General features: G+C 65.3%; 18 protein-coding genes and 2 pseudogenes. 11 read left to right on the forward strand and 9 right to left on the reverse strand.

The annotated features are described in order from the left end of the window. The first annotated feature begins 7 nt into the window (after positions 1 to 7). Positions 8 to 766 carry a TSUP family transporter gene (locus PSELUDRAFT_RS12030; RefSeq protein ID WP_088967070.1) on the forward strand — a complete coding sequence of 253 codons (759 nt, stop codon included), beginning with the start codon at positions 8 to 10 and terminating at the stop codon, positions 764 to 766. A 67-nt stretch (positions 767 to 833) separates the two neighbouring features. Next, entirely contained in the window at positions 834 to 1,532 is a 699-nt protein-coding gene (locus PSELUDRAFT_RS12035) for a TerC family protein (RefSeq protein ID WP_088967071.1), read from the forward strand. Positions 1,533 to 1,583: 51 nt separating this feature from the next. Here the strand turns inward: PSELUDRAFT_RS12035 and PSELUDRAFT_RS12040 are convergent, their stop codons facing one another. Then, positions 1,584 to 1,919: a cysteine-rich CWC family protein gene (locus PSELUDRAFT_RS12040; protein WP_088967072.1), complete on the reverse strand. Its 336-nt coding sequence runs from the start codon at positions 1,917 to 1,919 to the stop codon at positions 1,584 to 1,586. After that, the gene (locus PSELUDRAFT_RS12045; RefSeq protein ID WP_157725104.1) at positions 1,916 to 2,491 is read right to left on the reverse strand and encodes a HutD family protein; all 576 of its coding nucleotides are present in this window, start codon (positions 2,489 to 2,491) and stop codon (positions 1,916 to 1,918) included. The genes PSELUDRAFT_RS12040 and PSELUDRAFT_RS12045 overlap by 4 nt, the downstream gene beginning before the upstream one ends. A 58-nt stretch (positions 2,492 to 2,549) precedes the next feature. On the opposite strand from PSELUDRAFT_RS12045, the gene PSELUDRAFT_RS12050 reads away from it, so the two are divergent. Then, positions 2,550 to 3,092 (forward strand): GNAT family N-acetyltransferase, encoded by a 543-nt coding sequence (locus PSELUDRAFT_RS12050; protein WP_088967074.1) that lies wholly within the window; start codon positions 2,550 to 2,552, stop codon positions 3,090 to 3,092. Positions 3,093 to 3,221: 129 nt separating this feature from the next. After that, positions 3,222 to 4,430, forward strand: a complete 1,209-nt coding sequence (locus PSELUDRAFT_RS12055) for an amino acid aminotransferase (RefSeq protein WP_088967075.1) — start codon at positions 3,222 to 3,224, stop codon at positions 4,428 to 4,430. A gap of 177 nt (positions 4,431 to 4,607) precedes the next feature. On the opposite strand, the gene PSELUDRAFT_RS12060 is transcribed toward PSELUDRAFT_RS12055, so the two are convergent. The 3 genes and pseudogenes from PSELUDRAFT_RS12060 to PSELUDRAFT_RS20100 form a co-directional block, all read right to left on the reverse strand. After that, a complete protein-coding gene (locus tag PSELUDRAFT_RS12060) occupies positions 4,608 to 5,003 on the reverse strand; it encodes a glycine zipper domain-containing protein (protein WP_179947541.1) in 396 nt (131 codons plus the stop codon). A 239-nt stretch (positions 5,004 to 5,242) separates the two neighbouring features. Further along, positions 5,243 to 5,635, reverse strand: coding sequence for a CZB domain-containing protein (locus tag PSELUDRAFT_RS20095; protein WP_369800116.1), 393 nt, complete (start codon positions 5,633 to 5,635; stop codon positions 5,243 to 5,245). A gap of 33 nt (positions 5,636 to 5,668) precedes the next feature. Continuing rightward, positions 5,669 to 5,944, reverse strand: a pseudogene (locus tag PSELUDRAFT_RS20100) (methyl-accepting chemotaxis protein); the annotation flags it as partial. Between the two features lie 943 nt (positions 5,945 to 6,887). Between PSELUDRAFT_RS20100 and PSELUDRAFT_RS12070 the strand changes: the two are divergent. From PSELUDRAFT_RS12070 to PSELUDRAFT_RS12080, 3 genes are all read left to right on the forward strand, one after another. Beyond that, on the forward strand, positions 6,888 to 8,741 hold the full coding sequence (locus tag PSELUDRAFT_RS12070) for an ATP-binding protein (RefSeq protein WP_231895207.1): 1,854 nt from the start codon (positions 6,888 to 6,890) through the stop codon (positions 8,739 to 8,741). Then, positions 8,734 to 10,062: a sigma-54 dependent transcriptional regulator gene (locus tag PSELUDRAFT_RS12075; protein ID WP_088967078.1), complete on the forward strand. Its 1,329-nt coding sequence runs from the start codon at positions 8,734 to 8,736 to the stop codon at positions 10,060 to 10,062. The genes PSELUDRAFT_RS12070 and PSELUDRAFT_RS12075 overlap by 8 nt, the downstream gene beginning before the upstream one ends. 505 nt (positions 10,063 to 10,567) lie before the next feature. After that, on the forward strand, positions 10,568 to 11,146 hold the full coding sequence (locus PSELUDRAFT_RS12080) for an alpha/beta hydrolase (RefSeq protein WP_088967079.1): 579 nt from the start codon (positions 10,568 to 10,570) through the stop codon (positions 11,144 to 11,146). A gap of 51 nt (positions 11,147 to 11,197) precedes the next feature. On the opposite strand, the gene PSELUDRAFT_RS20020 is transcribed toward PSELUDRAFT_RS12080, so the two are convergent. Next, positions 11,198 to 11,716 (reverse strand): methylated-DNA--[protein]-cysteine S-methyltransferase, encoded by a 519-nt coding sequence (locus tag PSELUDRAFT_RS20020; protein ID WP_088967080.1) that lies wholly within the window; start codon positions 11,714 to 11,716, stop codon positions 11,198 to 11,200. Positions 11,717 to 11,955: 239 nt separating this feature from the next. Between PSELUDRAFT_RS20020 and PSELUDRAFT_RS12090 the strand changes: the two genes are divergently transcribed. Further along, positions 11,956 to 13,467 (forward strand): alkaline phosphatase D family protein, encoded by a 1,512-nt coding sequence (locus tag PSELUDRAFT_RS12090; RefSeq protein ID WP_088967081.1) that lies wholly within the window; start codon positions 11,956 to 11,958, stop codon positions 13,465 to 13,467. Positions 13,468 to 13,557: 90 nt separating this feature from the next. Here PSELUDRAFT_RS12090 and PSELUDRAFT_RS12095 read toward each other — a convergent pair whose 3' ends face one another. The 3 genes and pseudogenes from PSELUDRAFT_RS12095 to PSELUDRAFT_RS20110 all read right to left on the reverse strand — a co-directional run. Next, a complete protein-coding gene (locus PSELUDRAFT_RS12095) occupies positions 13,558 to 13,845 on the reverse strand; it encodes a BON domain-containing protein (RefSeq protein WP_088967082.1) in 288 nt (95 codons plus the stop codon). Positions 13,846 to 14,036: 191 nt separating this feature from the next. Then, positions 14,037 to 14,459, reverse strand: coding sequence for a CZB domain-containing protein (locus PSELUDRAFT_RS20105; RefSeq protein ID WP_369800117.1), 423 nt, complete (start codon positions 14,457 to 14,459; stop codon positions 14,037 to 14,039). After that, positions 14,454 to 15,137, reverse strand: a pseudogene (locus PSELUDRAFT_RS20110) (methyl-accepting chemotaxis protein); the annotation flags it as partial. The pseudogene PSELUDRAFT_RS20110 and the gene PSELUDRAFT_RS20105, both read right to left, overlap by 6 nt. Before the next feature lie 152 nt (positions 15,138 to 15,289). Here PSELUDRAFT_RS20110 and PSELUDRAFT_RS20025 point away from each other — a divergent pair. The 3 genes from PSELUDRAFT_RS20025 to PSELUDRAFT_RS12115 all read left to right on the forward strand — a co-directional run bounded on the left by PSELUDRAFT_RS20025 (position 15,290) and on the right by PSELUDRAFT_RS12115 (position 18,482). Further along, positions 15,290 to 16,156: an AraC family transcriptional regulator gene (locus PSELUDRAFT_RS20025; RefSeq protein ID WP_088967084.1), complete on the forward strand. Its 867-nt coding sequence runs from the start codon at positions 15,290 to 15,292 to the stop codon at positions 16,154 to 16,156. Positions 16,157 to 16,236: 80 nt separating this feature from the next. After that, positions 16,237 to 17,205 (forward strand): DMT family transporter, encoded by a 969-nt coding sequence (locus tag PSELUDRAFT_RS12110; protein ID WP_088967085.1) that lies wholly within the window; start codon positions 16,237 to 16,239, stop codon positions 17,203 to 17,205. Positions 17,206 to 17,414: 209 nt separating this feature from the next. Further along, positions 17,415 to 18,482: an extracellular solute-binding protein gene (locus tag PSELUDRAFT_RS12115; protein WP_088967086.1), complete on the forward strand. Its 1,068-nt coding sequence runs from the start codon at positions 17,415 to 17,417 to the stop codon at positions 18,480 to 18,482. The last annotated feature ends 158 nt before the right edge of the window (positions 18,483 to 18,640 follow it).

Here is an 18,640-nt window from a genome sequence, read left to right on the forward strand (position 1 = left end):
GATACTCATGCTGACACTGGCCTTTCTGTGTCTGTTCGCCTATCTGGCCGGCCTGATCGATGCCGCCGTGGGTGGTGGTGGCCTGATCCAGATTCCCGCGCTGTTCAGCGCCCTGCCACAGCAGTCGGTGGCCACGCTGTTCGGCACCAACAAGATGTCCTCGGCGTTTGGCACGCTGTCAGCCGCCCGTTCCTACCTGCGGCGCGTGCGCCTGCCGTGGAATCTGGTACTGCCGGCGGCGGCGGCGGCGTTTGTGATGTCGTTTGCCGGCGCGGCGGCGGTGAGCCTGATTCCGCGCGAGGTAATGCGCCCGCTGGTGGTGGTGCTGCTGATCGCCATGGCGGCCTACACCCTGCACAAGAAGGATCTGGGCAAGCTGCACAAGCCGGTAGCCATCGGCCGCCGCGAAATGCTGGTGGGGCTGGCCATCGGTGGCGGCATCGGCTTCTACGACGGCCTGTTCGGGCCGGGCACCGGCAGCTTCCTGATGTTCCTGTTCGTGCGCTTCTTCGCCTTCGACTTCCTGCATGCTTCGGCGGCCGCCAAGGTGGTGAACCTGGCTACCAACGTGGCGGCGCTGTGCTTTTTCGTGCCCAGCGGCAATGTGCTGTTCGGCTTTGCGCTGCCGATGGCGGCCTGCAACGTGGCCGGCGCGCTGACCGGTTCGTGGATCGCCATGCGCAAGGGCGCCGGTTTCGTGCGCATGCTGTTCCTGGTGCTGGTGACGGTACTGATCTGCAAACTGGTCTGGGATATGCTGTACTGACAGCTTTTTGAAAGGCTGGGCTGCAATACTGCCAAGCGTCCGGTTTGGCATAAAGGAGGAAGAACAAATGCTGGCAATGCTGGGAGAGAGCACGTTCTGGGTGTCGGTGCTGCAGATCGTGATGATCGATATCCTGCTGGGGGGCGACAACGCGGTGGTGATCGCGCTGGCCTGCCGCAGCCTGCCGGAGGAGCAGCGCAAGAAGGGCATTTTCTGGGGCGTGGTCGGTGCCATCGGCCTGCGTGTGCTGCTGATTGCCTTTGCGCTGCAGGTGCTGGATGTACCGTTCCTCAAACTGGCCGGCGGCCTGCTGTTGCTGTGGATCGGCATGAAGCTGCTGGTGGGCGAGGATGACGACGGCCACGAGGTGCAGGGCAGCAGCCACCTGTGGGGCGCGGTGAAAACCATCATCGTGGCCGATGCGGTGATGAGCTTCGACAACGTCATCGCCGTGGCCGGGGCGTCGCACGGCAGCCTGGCGCTGGTGGTGTTCGGTATCGTGATTTCCATCCCCATCATCGTGTGGGGTAGCCAGCTGGTGTTGAAGCTGATGGATCGCTTCCCCATCGTGATCACCGTTGGCGGTGGCCTGCTGGGCTGGATCGGCGGCTCGATGCTGCTTACCGACAAGGGCCTGGCCGACTTCACCGGCACCTTGCCGGGCTGGACGCAGCAAGTCGCCGGCGCGCTGGGCGCGGCGCTGGTGGTGCTGACCGGCACGCTGCTGGCCAGGCGCAAGGCGCTGGCGGCAGCACGCGCCGAGTAAACCCGGCGCAGCAGCAAAAACCCCGGCCAGGTGCCGGGGTTTTTGCATTTCTCAGGATGCGGCCAACTGTTGCAGGCAGCGCGGACACAGGCAGTCGCTACTGCCGCCGGCGGCCGGAATGGGGCGGGGCGGCAGGTCGGCGCACCAGCAGCCGCCCAGTTTGCCGCCGCTGCCGCAGTGGAAAGCCTGGCCGCAACGGCTGCAGGCCAGCTCGCGCAGGGCACCTGGCGAACGCAGTGCCTGCAGACGCGCCAGCACGACCTGCTTTTGCGCATCGCTGGCGCCTGGCCAGCCGGCGATCTCGGCACAGGTACGCAGGCAGCCGGTGCAATAGCGGCCGCTGGCGTCCAGCTCGCACACGCCGATGCAGGGCGAGGCCACGCTCATGCAAACTGCACCGCAACCACGATCAGCTCGCAAGGCTGTGCTGCGGTCAGCTGCAAGGCGGCAGGCGCATCCAGCCACAGCGCGTCCCAGCGGCCCAGCGTCTGCGGCTCATTGCCGGCGGCCACTTGCAGCGTGTCGCCAGCGGCCAGCAACAGCAGGGTGGGGCCGTCTGTCTGCAGCGGCTGCGTGCCCTGCAGCGTCAGGCGCCGCGTCTGGTGGCTGGCGGCGCCGCGGCGGGTCATCACGTTGAAATCCTGCACCTTGCCGGCGCTGCGCTGGCTGCTGATGGCTCGGCCGCCATCGAATTCGAACAGCGGGCCGCCGGCCTGCAGCGTGGCGATGCTGGCGCCGGCTTCAAACAGGGCCAGCCCGTTGCCGGCCAGCAGGCCCAGGCTGCGGTCGATGCCGGAAAAATCGGAGAACGGGCCGTCGCTGTCCACGTCGGCAATGCTGACGCGCAGCGTGAAGTTGTCGAGGTTGGCCGCAGGCGGCTGGATCAGCAGTTGGCGGGTGATGCCGCCGCCGTTTTTCCACGGCGTGGCCTGCAGCGAAGCGAAGCGGATGAGTTGCATGGTTTGTCTCGTTATCGATAGGTGGGTAGCATGCCCCTTGTCGTTGCCGGAGCCTACCATGTCTGCCCCCATTCTGAGTGTTGCCCTGCCCGAAGATGCCGCCTTGCTGGCCGATCTGCACCTGCGCAGCTGGCGCGTGGCCTACCGTGGCGTGTTGCCGGATAGCTATCTGGATGGCCCCTGCGAGCAGGAAATGCGCGATAAATGGCAGCAGCGCATGGCCGCGCCGGCCGGCGAATACCTTGCCTGCATTGTCCGCATCGGCGGCGAGGCGGCGGGCTTTGTCTGCCTGCAGCCGGATTTCGCGCCAGGGCAGGGCATCTACCTGGACAATCTGCACGTGCTGCCGGCATGGCAGGGCAGCGGGCTGGGCAAGTTGTTGCTGGCCTGGGCTGCCGCGCAGGTGCAGCAGCGCTGGCCGGGGCAGGCTCTGCTGCTGCACGTGCTGGACGGCAACCTGCCGGCGCGGCGGGTGTACCGGCGCCTCGGTGGAATTGAAACAAAACTGCCGGACGAGCGCATGGCAGACGGTGCGCTGCTCAAGGTAAGCCAGGTGACGTGGCAGGATGTGCCGGCTTTGCTGCTGCGGCTGCAATCCTGAGGTATTCGGGTCAAGCCCCTTGTCGCAGCGCGGCGGCGGGGGGCGTGATAGACTTGCCGCATCCGGTTTTCATCATCTGGCAGGTTGGCCGCAAGCGGCCTGCCACCCGTGCATTTTATGGAGCCCCGCATGTCCTCTTCGATTTTCGCCGCCGTCGAGATGGCCCCGCGTGACCCGATCCTGGGTCTGAACGAAGCCTTCAACGCCGATGCCCGCACCAACAAGGTGAACCTGGGTGTCGGCGTTTATTACGATGATAACGGCAAGATCCCGCTGCTGGCCGCCGTGAAGGCTGCCGAGAAAGCCCGCCTGGAAGCCATGCCGCCGCGCGGCTACCAGCCGATCGAAGGCCCGGTTGCCTACAACCAGGCAGTGCAGAACCTGCTGTTCGGTACCGACAGCGAGCTGACCGCCGCTGGCCGCGTGGTAACTGCCCAGGCTTTGGGCGGTACCGGCGCGCTGAAGATCGGTGGCGACTTCCTCAAGCGCCTGAACCCGAATGCCAAGGTGTACATTAGCGACCCGTCGTGGGAAAACCACCGCGCGCTGTTCGAAGCCGCCGGCTTCCAGGTAGAGAACTACCCGTACTACGACGCTGCCACCCGCGGCGTGAACTTCGCCGGCATGAAGTCCTTCCTGCTGGGCCTGGACGCCGGTTCCGTCATCATCCTGCACGCCTGCTGCCATAACCCGACCGGCGCCGACCTGTCCGACGCGCAGTGGGCCGAGGTGGTGGAAGTCTGCCGCGAGCGCGGCCTGGTGCCGTTCCTCGACATGGCCTACCAGGGCTTTGCCGAAGGCATCGCACCGGACGCCGTAGCCGTGAACCTATTTGCTGCTTCCGGCCTGCAGTTCTTCGTGTCCAGCTCCTTCTCCAAGAGCTTCTCGCTGTACGGCGAGCGCGTGGGCGCGCTGTCCATTGTTACCGCCGGCAAGGAAGAAGCCGCGCGCGTGCTGTCGCAGCTGAAGCGCGTGATCCGCACCAACTACTCCAACCCGCCGATCCACGGTGGCGCGGTAGTGGCCGCGGTACTGGGCAGCAGCGAGCTGCGCCAGATGTGGGAAGACGAACTGGCCGGCATGCGCGACCGCATCCGCGCCATGCGCAGCGGCCTGGTTGACGCCATCAAGGCCCAGGGCGTGGCCCAGGACTTCAGCTTCGTGATCCAGCAGCGCGGCATGTTCTCCTACACCGGTCTGTCCGCAGCCCAGGTGGAGCGCCTGAAGGAAGAGTTCGGCATCTACGCGGTAGGCACCGGCCGTATCTGCCTGGCTGCGCTGAACAGCAAGAACATCGGCTACGTGGCCGAGGCGATTGCCCAGGTGGTGAAGGCGTAAGTCACGCTTTTCCAGCAAAAAAAGCCGCTGCCTACGCAGCGGCTTTTTTCATATTCGCAGGCTAGCGCGAAACAAGGCGAAAACGGCTGGGGACGCAGCGTTGACATGACGTCAATGTGCATTCCCAGCCGTTTTTAGCACCGCCCCGCCGAAGTGCGGCAGGGCGTAAGCAGGTTCTTAGTCGTCGTCCCAGTGGCCACGGCCATGCTCACCCCAGCGGCCATGCTCTTTCCAGCCGTGTTCGCGCCAGCCATGCCCTTCCCAGCCGTGACGGCGGTACTCGGGGCGTACCACGTACACCGGGCGCGGCTCCACCGGTACGGCGTACACCACCGGTTCCGGACGCGGTTCGCGTACTACCACGCGTTCACGCGGGTTGCTCAGGATCACGCCGGTGGCTGCACCGATGGCACCACCAACGATGGCGCCATCACGTCCGCCCACGCTTTGGCCGACGAGGACACCGGTTGCGCCGCCGATGGCGCCGCCCAGTACGCTGTTCAGATGGTCTGCCATGGCGTAGGAAGCGGTCGTTGCCAGGGCTGCTGCGGTAATGAAGGTAGTGAGTCGCATGATTGCTCTCCTGTGCGATGAGTTCATGCCCGTAGTCTAGCCACGCCGCTGGCAACGTCTTGAGCGGTCGTGTGCAGCCTTTTTGACGGTTTGTGACAAACATCTGTAGTTGGCCGCAAGCCGTCAAGAAATTAACCGATGTTCATGACTTGGTGGCTTGCCGTCCTGCTGCGACTGGCGCTGACAAATGAAAACGCCCCGCAACGGCGGGGCGTTTTTCCTGCAAGCAGGGGCAGGGCTCAGCCTGCCTTGTGCTGGCAGGGCTGCTGCGCCAGTTCGGTCAGCAGGTCCATGACCGTTGCCGAGGCGCGCTCCATTTCCTGCAGGGCCTGGGAGGCACGGCCGAAGTCGCCGGCGTGGAAGGCATCCAGTGCCTGGCGGCCCTGCTCGTGTACGCGTTCATGGGGCGTTTCCAGCTGGCTGTACAGCGGGGTGCCACGGCACTCTTGGTAGCCGCGGCCTTCGTAGTACCACTTGCCCAGCCGGCAGTGGCGATGGTTGGACACCTGGTCCGCTTGCAGGTCGTGGTAGCCGATGAAGGCCTTGTATACGTCCAGCTTGAACACGATATGGTCGAGCTTCACTACTTCCATGAAACTGGTATTGGTGCCGTTGGCGATGACATTGGCCATCGCCTCGCTGTCGTCGACCAGCTTGTGGATGGCCTCGGCCACGCCCTGGCCGCTGTGGCGGTAGCTTTGGGCCTGGGCGGCTGCTTCGGCTACCTGCTGCTTGGTGGCGCTGGAGGCGGAGTCCACCTCGCTGACCAGGCTGGAAATCTCGCTGGTGGCCTGCGCGGTGCGTTCGGCCAGCTTGCGCACTTCGTCGGCCACCACGGCAAAGCCGCGGCCCTGTTCGCCGGCACGGGCGGCTTCGATGGCGGCATTCAGTGCCAGCAGGTTGGTCTGGTCGGCCACGTCCTTGATCAGCTGGACGAACTGCTGGATGCGGCCGGTCTTGTCGCTCAGCGCATCCATCTGTTCCGCCGTCTGCGCCTGCGCTTCGGCAATGTGCTGGAAGCTGTCGGTGAGGGTGCCCACCACCTGGCGGGTTTGATGCAGGCTGCTTACCGCTTCGCTGGCCAGCAGGAACTTGTCGTCCAGCATGGTGGCCAGTTCGGCAAAGGAAGCGCGGATAGAGGCGGTGCTGTCACAGAACTGGCCGAACGGCGCGCGGTAGACTTCGCGCTTGGTGTGCAGGCGGTTTTCTTCGTCGCGGGCGGCCTGGCATTGCTGCAGGTCGCGGCGGCTGGCATCCAGCGCCTGTTGCAGCGCCTGATGCTCCCCTTCCAGCTGTTTCAGTTGTGCTTCCAATGCTGCTATTTTTTTTCTGTTGCCGAACATCGTTCACTCCAAGCTAGTGCCGCTGGTGTAGGCAGCGACGTCCTGTTTGCGTGGCTATGATACTTATTTGTTAGAAAGTGTTATTTGCTTTTATGCATAAAAAATCCATTTATCACTTCGTCATGGCTGGCGTGGCGTTTTTGTCGTACGGATTTCCGAACGGGCGCCGGTGGCAAATACGGCTATCCGGCTGATTTGCCGGTGTGATGTTAGCTAAGTTATTGATTTTTATGGGTGATGATTTTTTGGAAAAGCTGGCCCGCAAACTGCTAATAGAAGGGCAGTCGAAACCCGTTCGACGCGTACCAAAAAAACACCACGGGAACGAGCAAAACCTGTCCGGCAAAGACCGGACGGCGTAGGCCGCTCCGCAGCGCGGAGCGGCCTAACCGCCTAAGCATCCACCGCATGCCTGTCATGCCCCCTGATTCCGCCTTCGGCAACCATCTGGCCCCATACAACCGGCTGTGATAGAACGCAGCATTGCCTCCCGCACGCAGCGCCGACCGTCGACATGATTACTTCCCGCATACGCAGACCTTTGATCTGGGGCGCCATCCTGGTTCTGCTGGTATTGCTGTGCAGCCTGCTGACCTACCGGCTGTCCTACCGCAACGGGGTGGAGTCGCTGCGCGAAAACGGCAACCGCCAACTGGAGCTGCACGCCCGCGGCGTGGAAAGCGAGATCGAACGCTACAGCTGGCTGCCGCGCGTACTCGGCCTGCATCGGCCCACGCTGCAACTCTTGCAGGAAGACCTGCCGGCACGGCGCACCCTGGTGGACCACGTTGCCCCGCTGCGCCGCGAAGTCAACGAATACCTGGAAGGCATGAGCAGCCGCAGCGGCACGCTGGCGCTGTACGTGCTGGATGTCAGCGGCCAGGTGCTGGCTGCCAGCAACTGGCGGCGCATCGACAGCTATGTCGGCGAAGACCTGTCCACCCGCCCGTATTTCGTCGAGGCCATGAACGGCGGCCAGGGCCAGTTCTACGGTCTGGACAGCCTGTCCGGCGAGCCGGGCTACTACCTTTCCAGCCCGCTGCGCCTGGGCGACCGCATCATCGGCGTGGCCGTGGTGAAAGTGCGGCTGACGCAGATGGAGCAGGGCTGGCGCAAGGCCAATTCCAATGTGCTGGTGTCGGATGAAAACGGCGTGATCATCCTGGCCACCAACCCCGCCTGGCACCTGCGCGCCATGCGGCCCATCACCATGGAGCGGCGCCAGCAGCTGGCGCTGAGCCTGCAATACCACTGGGAGCTGCTGCCGGAGCTGTCGCTGGCCGAGCGCGGCGAAGTGGCGCCGGGGCTGGAGCAGTGGGGGGTGGCCGATGTCAGGAACCCGCTGCGCGTCTACCGCTATCTGGTGCAGTCGCGCACCCTCAACGACACGCGCTGGACGCTGACCCTGCTCAGCCCGCTGGGCGAGGTGCGCGCCGCGGCGCTGACGCACGCACTGTTGGCCGCAGCGCTGGCAGCCTTCGTTACCCTGCTGATCATTGCCATGAACGAGCGGCGCAAGGCGCTGGCCACCAAGCTTGCGGCGCGTGAAGCGCTGGAAGCGGCCAACAGCGAGCTGGAGCGTCGGATTACCGAACGCACCGCTGATCTGAAGTCCAGCAACGATCGCCTGCGTGCCGAGATCCAGGAGCGCGAGCAGGCCGAGCAGAGCCTGCTGCGCACCCAGAACGAGCTGATCCAGGCCGGCAAGCTGGCGGTTATCGGCCAGATGTCCACCGGCATCGCCCACGAACTCAACCAGCCGCTGGCGGCGCTGCGCACCCTGTCCGGCAACACCATCAAATTCCTGCAGCGCGGGCAGCAGGACATCGCTGCGGCCAACCTGGCTACCATCGGCGAGCTGGTGGAGCGCATGGGCAAGATCACTGCCTCGCTGCGCTCCTTCGCGCGCCGCTCCGAGCACGCCGGCGGCCGGGCGCGGCTGGTGGCGGCGGTGGATGCCGCGCTGTTCCTGCTGCACCCGCGGTTGAGCCGCGAGCCGGTGGCGGTGGTACAGCATGTGGACGAAGTAGCGCTGGCCATCGACCAGACCCGGCTGGAGCAGATCCTGGTCAACCTGCTGGCCAACGCGCTGGATGCGCTGCAAGGGCAGGAGGGCGCCCGCATCGTGCTGGCCGGCCACAGCCAGGACGGCTGCTACCGGCTGACCGTCAGCGACAACGGCAGCGGCCTGCCGGAGCACGTGCTCAAGCACCTGTTCGAACCGTTTTTCACTACCAAGCCCGCCGAGCGCGGCCTGGGGCTGGGGCTGACGCTGTCCGCCAGCCTGGCCTCCGCCGCCGGCGGCGCGCTGACTGCCGGCGCTTCCGCGCTGGGCGGCGCCGAATTCATCCTGACCCTGCCACTGTGTCCCGAGGAGGACGCGACCCATGCCTGATCAAAGCTTGCCCATCCTGTTTGTCGAGGACGACCCGCACGTGCTGCTGGGCTGCCAGCAGGCGCTGCTGCTGGAAGACCTGCCGGTAATCGGCTGCGGCAGCGCCGAGGAGGCGCTGCAGAAAATCGAACAGGGCCTGCAACCGGGCATCGTGGTTACCGACGTGCGCCTGCCAGGCATGGACGGCCTCGCGCTGCAGCAGCGGCTGTTCCAGCTGGATCGTCAGCTGCCGGTAGTGGTGATCACCGGCCATGGCGACGTGGCGATGGCGGTGCAGGCAATGAAGGATGGCGCCTACGATTTCGTGGAAAAACCGTTCTCGCCGGAACGGCTGGTGGACGTGGCGCGCCGCGCGCTGCAGCAGCGCATGCTGACGCTGGAAGTGGAAAGCCTGCGCCGGCAGCTGGATGGCCGCCAGACGCTGGAGCAGCGCATCATCGGCCGCTCCGGCCGCATGCGCGAGCTGCGCGAGCTGATCATGAACGTGGCCGACACTGCGGCCAACGTGCTGATCCACGGCGAAACCGGTACCGGCAAGGAGCTGGTAGCCAGCTGCCTGCACGACTTCAGCCGCCGCCACGGCCACAACTACGTGGCGATCAACTGTGGCGGGCTGCCGGAAAACCTGTTCGAAAGCGAGATCTTCGGCCACGAGGCCAATGCCTTCACCGGTGCCGGCAAGCGCCGCATCGGCAAGATTGAGCACGCGCACAAGGGCACGCTGTTTCTGGACGAAGTGGAAACCATGCCCATCAACCTGCAGATCAAGCTGCTGCGCGTGCTGCAGGAGCACAAGCTGGAACGGCTGGGTTCCAACCAGGCGGTGGATGTGGATTGCCGGCTGATTGCCGCCACCAAGGAGGACCTGGACCAGCTGTCGCAGCAGGGCCGCTTCCGCGCCGACTTCTACTACCGCCTGAACGTGGTGACGCTGGAGATTCCGCCGCTGCGCGAGCGGCGCGAGGATATCCCGCTGCTGTTCGACTGCTTCCTGCAGCAGGCGGCACTGCGTTTCGACCGCGAAACCATGGAAGTGGACCGCAAGACGCTGAGCCAGCTGATGGCGCACGACTGGCTGGGCAATGTGCGCGAACTGCGCAACGTGGCGGAGCGCTATGCGCTGGGCCTGCCGGTGTTCAAGACTACAGGCGGCGAGAGTGTGAACTCCAGCCTGGCCGAAAGCGTGGAAGCCTACGAGAAGAGCCTGATCGTGGAAGCGCTGCGCCGCCACGGCGGCAATATGACCCAGGCCAGCCAGGCGCTGGGCACGCCCAAAACCACGCTGTTCGACAAAGTGAAGAAGTACGGGCTGCAAGGCTGAGCTTATTGCATGCACAGCCATCCCCCGCCATGGTCTGCCATGCGGGGGATTTTTGTTTCCAAGGGAAATAACAGAACCAGCGTGATGTTGTTTGAAGCTCGCCGTAGGGCGGGTTGGCCGCAGGCCATACCCGCGCGAGGTGGCTCGCTACACGCGGGTATGAACCGCTGGTTCAACCCGCCCTACGCATTGCCTGTCCATCCTCCGCCATGGCCTGCCATGTGGGGGATTTTTGTTTCCAAGGGAATAACAAAACCAGCGTGATGTTGTTTGAAGCTCGCGGTAGGGCGGGTTGGCCGCAGGCCATACCCGCACGAGGTGGCTCGCTACACGCGGGTATGAACCGCTGGTTCAACCTGCCCTACGCATTGCCTGCCATCCTCGCATGGCCTGGCTGTGCGGGTAGTTTTATTTCAAAAAGAAATAACAAAACAAGTTTTTAGTATTTTTGGAAATATGCTGTCCGCGCTACAGTAGCGGCAAACCATCAGCCCGGAGCCATGCCATGCATCCCGACTTTGCCGCTTTCGATTTCATCATCCAGCCCGGCTGGAACAATTCGCTGCCGGAACACTGGCAAAGCCACTGGCAGCAGCTGCTGGGTGCCCGCCGCGTGGCCAATCATGAATGGCATGCGCCGCGGCTGGAGGACTGGCTGCAGGGCCTGGATGCCGCAGTGGAGGCGGCGAGCAAGCCGGTGATCGTCATTGCCCACAGCCTGGGCTGCGCTACCGTTGCGCATTATGCCGCCCGCCACGGCAAGCGGCTGGCCGGGGCGCTGCTGGTGGCGCCGGCGGATGTGGAACGCGCCAGCGCGCCGGCACAGCTGCAGCCGTTTGCACCGCTGCCGCAGGGCCCGCTGCCGTTTCCGGCGCTGGTGGTGGCCAGTGACAGCGACCCGTTCAGCCTGCCGCTGCGCAGCGTGCGCATGGCCACGCACTGGCAGAGCCGGCTGTACTGGCTGCGCGATGCCGGCCACATCAACGTTGCCTCCGGCCACCAGCGCTGGGAGGAGGGCCTGGTGTACCTGCGCGAGCTGATCGACACCATCCGCACCGCCACGCCGCAGCCGGCATCAGCCTGAGCGCCAGTTCACGATCTGCTGCGCCAGGGTTGGCCGCAAGCGGCGGGCCGGCTACAGGAACAGTGCCGGCGGGGTGTGGCTCATCTCGAACTGCAGCAGCGCTGCCTTTAGCGGCAGGCCGCCGGCGTAGCCGGTGAGCTTGCCGTCGCTGCCGATTACCCGGTGGCAGGGCACGATCAGCGCGATGGGGTTGGTGGCATTGGCACGGCCCACCGCGCGCGCGGCGCCGGGGTCGCCCACGCGGCGCGCCAGTTCGCCGTAGCTGATGGTGCTGCCATAGGGAATGCGACACAGCTCGGCCCATACCTGGTGCTGGAATGTACTGCCATCCGGCGCCAGCGCCAGCGTGAACTCGCGGCGCGTGCCGGCCTGGTATTCCTGCAGCTGGCGCGCCACCTCGCCCAGTGCCGCGTCATCGCGCAGTGTGCCTTTCAGGTGGGCACGCTCCAGTTCGCGCTCGACATTGAACTCCAGCCGCAGCAGCGCACCTGCCGCGTTCAGCCAGGCAGCCACGGTGCCGAAGCGGGTGTCGATCAGGCCGTAGCAGGCGGCCACAGTGCTTGCGGGCATGGTGCTTGATTTCTCCGGTTGCGAAGCACCGGACAATAGCACCGCAGCGCGGCTCACGATGATTGTAAATTTCAATTCCGCTACTGCCGGCAAGGTGCAAAGCGGTTTGCCGCTTGTCGATGTTTGCCCAGCTTCGAAATGCCAATGTGATTTGCCGTTACTTTTCTGCCGACTTGATTACCATGTCATGTATGGGGCTGCCGTGTTGACGGCATGCCCGGCATACAGGAGGAGTGACCATGGCAAGGCAACTTGGCCCCGTGCTGCAGTTTCGCGGCAATAACGATGCATATTGTGTCAGCGCGCTCGTGGTGCTGGATCGCGCCGACCCGGCACCGGCCGGGCAACTGGGCGATCAGCAGCAGGCGAACGTGCGCTGTCTGGCGGAGATTCCGTTCGAGAACCCGGCGTACAAGGTGTGGCGGCTGGATTTCCGCATTGCGCAGGGTGCCGCCGCCGCGCGCTACGACTACCGTGTGGCCGAGGTGGCTGGCAGCTTCGTGGTGCCGGGGCGCGATGACATGCCGCGGCTGGCCTATGGCTCCTGCAACGGTTTTTCCGACCCCAAGCTGATGAAGCAGGTGGCCGACCACAACGAGCGCTGGCGGCACCTGGCCGGCCTGCATGCGGCCAACCCTTACCACCTGCTGTTGCTGGGCGGCGACCAGGTGTACTCCGATGCGATGTGGAAGCAGGTAAGCAGTCTGGCCGGCTGGCTGGAGCAGCCGGCGCAGAAGCGCTTCGACCTGGCGTTCACCCGCGACATGGCGCGACAGCTGGACAGCTATTTCTGCCGCATGTACCTGGAGCGCTGGAGCCGGCCGGAAATCGCCACGGTGCTGGCCGGCGTGCCCAGCGTGATGATGTGGGACGACCACGACATCATGGACGGCTGGGGCTCCTACCCCAGGCAGCAGCACTACAGCGCGGTGTACCAGGGCATCTACGCCGTGGCGCGGCGCTATTTCCGCCTGCTGCAGCTGCAGTGCGCCGCGGACGAGGCGCACCCGGCGGCGCTGGCGGCGGGCGAGGGCTGCCACCTGGCTTTCGGCCAGCTCGGCGGCATGGCGCTGCTGGTGCCGGACTTGCGTTCGGAACGCCAGCCGGCAGGCGATGCCGGCCAGCCGGAACAGATCATCTCGGCGCAGGGCTGGCAAGCCATCTATGGCTGGCTGGACGGCCGCCAGCAGGGCGGTGACAAGCACCTGTTGCTGATGTCCAGCATCCCGGTGGCCTACCTCGACCTGGGCAGCATCGAGCGGATGCTGAACACGCTGCCCGGGCAGCAGGAACTGGAAGACGACCTGCGCGACCACTGGTCCAGCGAGCCGCATCTGCAGGAGCGCAAGCGGCTGATCCACCGCCTGTTCGACCATGCCGCCGCCAAGGGTTGCCGCATCACCATTCTGTCCGGCGATGTGCATGTGGGGGCGCTGTCGGTGCTGGAGTCCACCCGCCAGCCGGGTGCGGCGCGGGGGCAGAGCATCATCAACCAGCTGGTGTCCACCGGCATCGTGCACCCGGCGCCGCCGGCGATTGCGCGTTTCGTGCTGGAGCAGCTGGCCGGCAAGGTGGAGCAGGTGGATCAGGGCATTACCGCCAGCATGCTGCCCATCGCCAGCCGCAGCCGTTACCTGATCGGCGCGCGCAACTGGCTGGCGGTGGAGCCGGATGCGGACAAGCGCTTGTGGTGCAACTGGCACGTGGAGGGCATGGCCACGCCGCTGACCAAGGTGGTGCACCCGGCCTGAGGCGCGCGGGGCCGTGGAAATGAAAAAGAGACCGGGACGGTCTCTTTTTCGTGGCGGGCGGGCCGTGCGGCCAACCCTGGCCGGTACAGCTTACTGCTGTTTCGGCATGATGTTGTTGAACACGAACTTCACGCCCGGCACCTTCTCGGCGGCCATGCCCACGTCGGCCATCTGCAGACCCTGGTCCACGGTGCCTTCGATGGTGACGTTGCCGTCCTTGGCGCTTACTTTCAGGTTGAAGGCTTTCAGGGTATCGGAGCTATCGATGGCAGCTTTCACGTCGCTGGCCAGTTTCAGGTCTTCGGCTTCGCCGGCAACAGCCATCAGGCTGGAAGCAAACAGAACAGCGGCAGCAGACAGACGGATCAGTTTTTTCATGTGTATCTCCCTTAAGTAAATGCCCTGAAGCTTCAGAGTTCATCGCGGGGATGGTACGGCCACATTGTTACGGAAATATTTAGCGAAAACTGGGCCGGCTGGCAGTAAACGACTGATCTGCCGCTACAAATCGTACTGATCTTCTATAGTGTCGGCGGCGCCTGTCGATCAAACCTGCCGGCGCTAGTCGATCAAGCCTGGCGGCTTTCGCCCAGCAGGCGGCGCAGCCCGGCCATTACCGTCAGGTTGGCGCTTTCCATGTCCGCCAGCGCCCGCAGTGCGCCGTCCAGATCGTCGCTGCGGTAGCGTTGCAGTGCCCGGCGCGCGTGTTCGTGCACGTCGCGGTGCGGGGGGGCCAGTTCGCGGTAGGTGGCCTGGCCGGCAAAGCTGCTCTTGCCTTCGCCGCTGAAATACCACTGCCCCAGCCGGCACTCGGTTTCATCCGGCAGCGTCTGCTCGTCCAGTTCGGACAGCCCCAGCACTGCCTTGTATACCGCCATCTTCAGCAGCAGCTCCTCGATATTGGCCAGCTCCACCGTGGCCAGCCGGGCAGACGTGCCGATGGAGTGCTGCATGTGCTGCGACAGCTCCAGCAGGTGCTGCATGCTGTGCATGGCCTGCTCGCTGCTGTCGCGGTGCTGCCCGGCCTCGCTGGCGCCGCTGGTCATGATGCTGCGGGCGTTGTCGGTGTCCTCGCGGATGGCGCCGACCAGGGTGCTGATGTCGCTGGTGGCGGTGGCGGTGCGCTCGGCCAGCTTGCGCACTTCGTCGGCTACCACGGCAAAGCCGCGCCCGGCCTCGCCGGCACGGGCGGCTTCGATGGCGGCGTTCAGCGCCAGCAGGTTGGTCTGCTCGGCAATATCGCGGATCAGCTGCACGATGCCGCCGATTTCGCCGGCCCGGCGCGCCAGGGTGTCCACGCTGGCGCTGGCGGCGGTGATGCGGGTGGTCATGGCCTGCAGGTTGGCCGCAATGCTTTCGAAGGCGGCGCGATTGGCGCCGGATTCGCTGGCGGCGGTGCGGGCGGTGGCCAGCTCGTCTTCCAGGTGCCGGCTCAGGCCGCTGAACGATTGCTGGATGCCTTCCAGCGATTCGCCAAAGCGCGGCAGGTTGGCCAGCACGCCGGTCTGCCAGTCGTGGCGGCGGCTGAGCTGCGCTTGCGCAGCCTGTTGTTCGGCCAGCTGGCGGCGGCAGTCGGCCAGTTCCTGTTGCAGAGCCTGCTGCTGCGCGCGCAGGGTGGCGTTTTCGGCCTGGGCTTCGGCCAGCAGGTGGCGGGTGTGGGTACCAAACATGACGACTCCGGGCGGGGTGTAATGTTGAGTAATTTACTCGGTTATTCGTCGCCGGAAATTGATGGCGGTCAAGCGGCGCGGCGGCGAGATAGGCCCTGTACCAGCGCCGCATTTCTGCCACAATGCCGTTTTATCGCTACCGCTGTCCGCCCATGCCTACTGCCGCGTCTACTTCGATTCCGCCTGCCAGCGTGCAGCTGGACGGTGTGCCGCAGGCGTTCGAGCATCCGGCGGACCGCGCCGAATTCTGCCAGCCGCTGCCGGGGGTGGAGCTGTACCGCGCCCACATCGTGCGCTACGCCTTCGAGCCGCATACCCACGAGGCTTTCGGCCTGGGGGCCATTGCCAGTGGCGTGGAGCGCTTCCGCTACAGCGGCAGCGAGCACCTGGCGCCGCCCGGTTCGCTGGTGATGATGAACCCGGACGAGCTGCACACCGGGCAGGCGGCCACCGAGCAGGGCTGGTGCTACAACATGGCGTATATCGACCCGGAGGTCGTGGCGCGGGTTACCGGCGAGGATGGCTGGTGCTTCAACGATGCCGTGCGTCACGACCCGGCCATTGCGCAGCGCGTGGGGCGGCGGCTGGCGGCGCTGTGGCAGGCGGACGAGCCACTGGCCTTCGACAGCCAGCTGTACGAACTGCTGGCCGAGTTCCGCCCGCTGGCGCGGGTGTCGCGCCCGGCCCGGCCGCAGGGCGATGTGCGGCTGACGGCGGTGGTGGACTATCTGCGTGCCAATCTGGCCGAGCGGCTGACGCTGCAGCAGCTGGCCGCGGTGGCCGGGCTCAGCCCTTATCACTTGCTGCGCTGCTTCCGCGCGCAGTACCACGTTACGCCGCAGCAGATGCTGATGGCGCTGCGGCTGTTCGAGGCCAAGCGCCTGCTGGCCACCGGCCTGCCGCCGGCGCAGGTGGCCGCCGCCGCCGGGCTGACCGACCAGTCGCACCTCACCCGCGCCTTCGTCAAACGCTACGGTGTGACACCGGCGCGATACCAGCAACAGCTGCGCCTGCGTTAAGCCGCCGGTTCATCGCAATCTGGTACAAGACCGCGCCTTGCGGCTAACCTACACTGCGCCCGAATCATCGGGAGAAACGTATGTTGGCAGGCGTGTTGTATGCATTGGTGGCGGGTCTGATGTGGGGCCTGGTGTTTCTGGCGCCGCAGATGCTGCCGGAGTACCCGGCGGCCATGCTGTCGGTAGGGCGCTATCTGGCCTTCGGCTGCATCGCCATTCCGCTGGCCTGGCTGGATCGCGCCGCGCTGCGCGAACTGACGCGCAGCGACTGGCTGGAGGCGCTCAAGCTCGCCGCCATCGGCAACCTGTTGTACTACCTGTGCCTGGCCAGCGCCATCCAGCGCGCCGGCGGCCCGCTGCCCACCATGCTGATCGGCACCTTGCCGGTAGTCATTGCCATCTGCGCCAACCTGCGTGACCACCAGCGTGACGGCCGCCTGCCGTGGCTGCGCCTGCTGCCCTCGCTGCTGCTGATCGGCATCGGCATCGGCTGTGTCAACAGCGTGGAGCTGGATGCACTGCAGCGCAGCGGCGGCGCCGACCTGGGGCGCTACGCCAGCGGTGCGCTGCTGGCCTGCCTGGCGGTGGCGTGCTGGACCTGGTACCCGCTGCGCAATGCCGACTGGCTGCGCGACCACCAGGGCCGCAGCCCGCGCACCTGGGCCACCGCCCAGGGCGTGGCTACCCTGCCGCTGGCGCTGCTGGGTTTTGCCCTGCTGTGGCTGCTGCAAAGCGGCGGCAGCAGCGGCTTTGCCATGCCGCTGGGGCCGCAGCCTGCGCGCTTCCTGGGGCTGATGGCGGCCATCGGCCTGCTGGCCTCCTGGCTGGGCACGCTGTGCTGGAACGAGGCCAGCCAGCGGCTGCCCACTGCGCTGGTGGGACAGCTGATCGTATTTGAAACACTGGCGGCATTAGGCTATGCCTTCATCTGGCGCGGGGTGATGCCGCAGCCGCTGACCATGCTGGGCATCGCACTGCTGGTGGCCGGGGTGTGGTGGGCGCTGCGGGTGAAGCCGGAGCCGGTGGCGAGCGAAGGGCACGCAGCCTGAGCTGCGACTACTGTTGTAAGAAAACATACAGAAAGCGAGCAAAAAACCAACAATTGAAATTTTTGTTAAACATGCCCGTAACATGGCCTATATATTCTCTGGTGCTGGCCCGCAAGTGAAAACCCTGTTGCAATCAGGGTGCTGGCGGAATCGCAGCTGCCGCCGGCGGCTGTTGACTGGACTTTCCAAATACTAGGGAGTGGCAATCCATGTTCAAGCAAGTTTCGAAATTGTCAGCCGGCGCATTGCTGGTGGCATGTGCCCTGAATGCCAATGCAGCTGACTCCGTGCTGCGCCTGCTGACCTGGGCCGACTACGCACCGCAGGCAGTGGTGGACCAGTTCAAGAAGGAAACCGGCATCACTGTTGAAGTGACCCTGTCCAATAACGAGGAAATGATCTCCAAGCTGCGCGCCACCGGCGGCGCCGGCTTTGACCTGGTGAACCCCAGCCAGGACCGCATCACCGGCCCGGCGCGCGAATTCGGCATCTACCGCCCGATCGACCTGGCCAAGGTCAAGACCGCCAACTTCATTCCGTCCATGCTGGCCGCCACCGAGAAAGTCACCGGCCTGAACGGCAAGGTATACGGCCTGCCGCTGTTCTGGGGTACCGACGGCCTGGTGCTGAACGCCACCAAGAGCAAGGCTGCCGACTACAGCGACCTGTGCAGCCCGCAGTACGCCGGCAAGACCGCGGTGCGCCTGAAGCGCCCGACGCTGATCGCGCAGGCATTCTCCATGGGCAAGGACCCGTTCAAGGCCTACGCCAACCCGAAGGAATACGAGGCCATCATGACCGCAGCCGGCGACAAGCTGATCAGCTGCAAGAAGAACCTCAAGTACTTCTGGGAAAGCAAGGACCAGCTGCTGAACGACATCCGCAGCGGTGAAGTGGTTGCCGCGCAGATGTGGGATGCCGGCGGCTGGAAGCTGAACAGCGAAAACCCGAACATCAAGTTCGTGGCACCCAAGTCCGGCGCGCTGGGCTGGGTGGATACCTTCGCCATTCCGGCCAAGTCCAAGAACCTGGACGCTGCCTACAAGTGGATCAACTTCGTGACCCGCCCGGAAATTGCCGCCCAGCTGGCCAAGTCCGCCGGCAGCTTCACCGCGGTGAAGGGCGCCGAGAACTTCATGGATGCACAGATGAAGAAGCAGCTGTCTGACTCCTTCCCGCCGGCCGCCATGAAGAACATCAAGTGGTACCCGGCGATTCCGGCTGGCCTGGAAGAGATCGACGGCAAGGTGCTGGACCGCGTGAAGGCGGCCAGCTAAACCCTGCGGCCGGCCACGGTCGTGGCCGGCCATCCCCCGCATGGCCGCTGTGGCGGCCTGCAGGCTGCCTGCAATCGCCTTCCAGGGCCAGCCCTGCCCGGCGATTGCATCGGCAGCCTTCCTGTTTTCTCGACATGCTCCTGCCGCCCGGCGGCGGG

Source organism: Vogesella sp. LIG4 (assembly GCF_900090205.1).
Taxonomy (GTDB): domain Bacteria; phylum Pseudomonadota; class Gammaproteobacteria; order Burkholderiales; family Chromobacteriaceae; genus Vogesella.

Coding starts and splice junctions, on each gene's coding strand:
- PSELUDRAFT_RS12030 (WP_088967070.1), top strand. CDS start 8: ATGCTGACACTGGCCTTTCTGTGTCTGTTCGCCTATCTGGCCGGCCTG.
- PSELUDRAFT_RS12035 (WP_088967071.1), top strand. CDS start 834: ATGCTGGCAATGCTGGGAGAGAGCACGTTCTGGGTGTCGGTGCTGCAG.
- PSELUDRAFT_RS12040 (WP_088967072.1), bottom strand. CDS start 1,919: ATGAGCGTGGCCTCGCCCTGCATCGGCGTGTGCGAGCTGGACGCCAGC.
- PSELUDRAFT_RS12045 (WP_157725104.1), bottom strand. CDS start 2,491: ATGCAACTCATCCGCTTCGCTTCGCTGCAGGCCACGCCGTGGAAAAAC.
- PSELUDRAFT_RS12050 (WP_088967074.1), top strand. CDS start 2,550: ATGTCTGCCCCCATTCTGAGTGTTGCCCTGCCCGAAGATGCCGCCTTG.
- PSELUDRAFT_RS12055 (WP_088967075.1), top strand. CDS start 3,222: ATGTCCTCTTCGATTTTCGCCGCCGTCGAGATGGCCCCGCGTGACCCG.
- PSELUDRAFT_RS12060 (WP_179947541.1), bottom strand. CDS start 5,003: ATGCGACTCACTACCTTCATTACCGCAGCAGCCCTGGCAACGACCGCT.
- PSELUDRAFT_RS20095 (WP_369800116.1), bottom strand. CDS start 5,635: ATGGCCAATGTCATCGCCAACGGCACCAATACCAGTTTCATGGAAGTA.
- PSELUDRAFT_RS12075 (WP_088967078.1), top strand. CDS start 8,734: ATGCCTGATCAAAGCTTGCCCATCCTGTTTGTCGAGGACGACCCGCAC.
- PSELUDRAFT_RS12080 (WP_088967079.1), top strand. CDS start 10,568: ATGCATCCCGACTTTGCCGCTTTCGATTTCATCATCCAGCCCGGCTGG.
- PSELUDRAFT_RS20020 (WP_088967080.1), bottom strand. CDS start 11,716: ATGCCCGCAAGCACTGTGGCCGCCTGCTACGGCCTGATCGACACCCGC.
- PSELUDRAFT_RS12090 (WP_088967081.1), top strand. CDS start 11,956: ATGGCAAGGCAACTTGGCCCCGTGCTGCAGTTTCGCGGCAATAACGAT.
- PSELUDRAFT_RS12095 (WP_088967082.1), bottom strand. CDS start 13,845: ATGAAAAAACTGATCCGTCTGTCTGCTGCCGCTGTTCTGTTTGCTTCC.
- PSELUDRAFT_RS20105 (WP_369800117.1), bottom strand. CDS start 14,459: ATGCACAGCATGCAGCACCTGCTGGAGCTGTCGCAGCACATGCAGCAC.
- PSELUDRAFT_RS20025 (WP_088967084.1), top strand. CDS start 15,290: ATGCCTACTGCCGCGTCTACTTCGATTCCGCCTGCCAGCGTGCAGCTG.
- PSELUDRAFT_RS12110 (WP_088967085.1), top strand. CDS start 16,237: ATGTTGGCAGGCGTGTTGTATGCATTGGTGGCGGGTCTGATGTGGGGC.
- PSELUDRAFT_RS12115 (WP_088967086.1), top strand. CDS start 17,415: ATGTTCAAGCAAGTTTCGAAATTGTCAGCCGGCGCATTGCTGGTGGCA.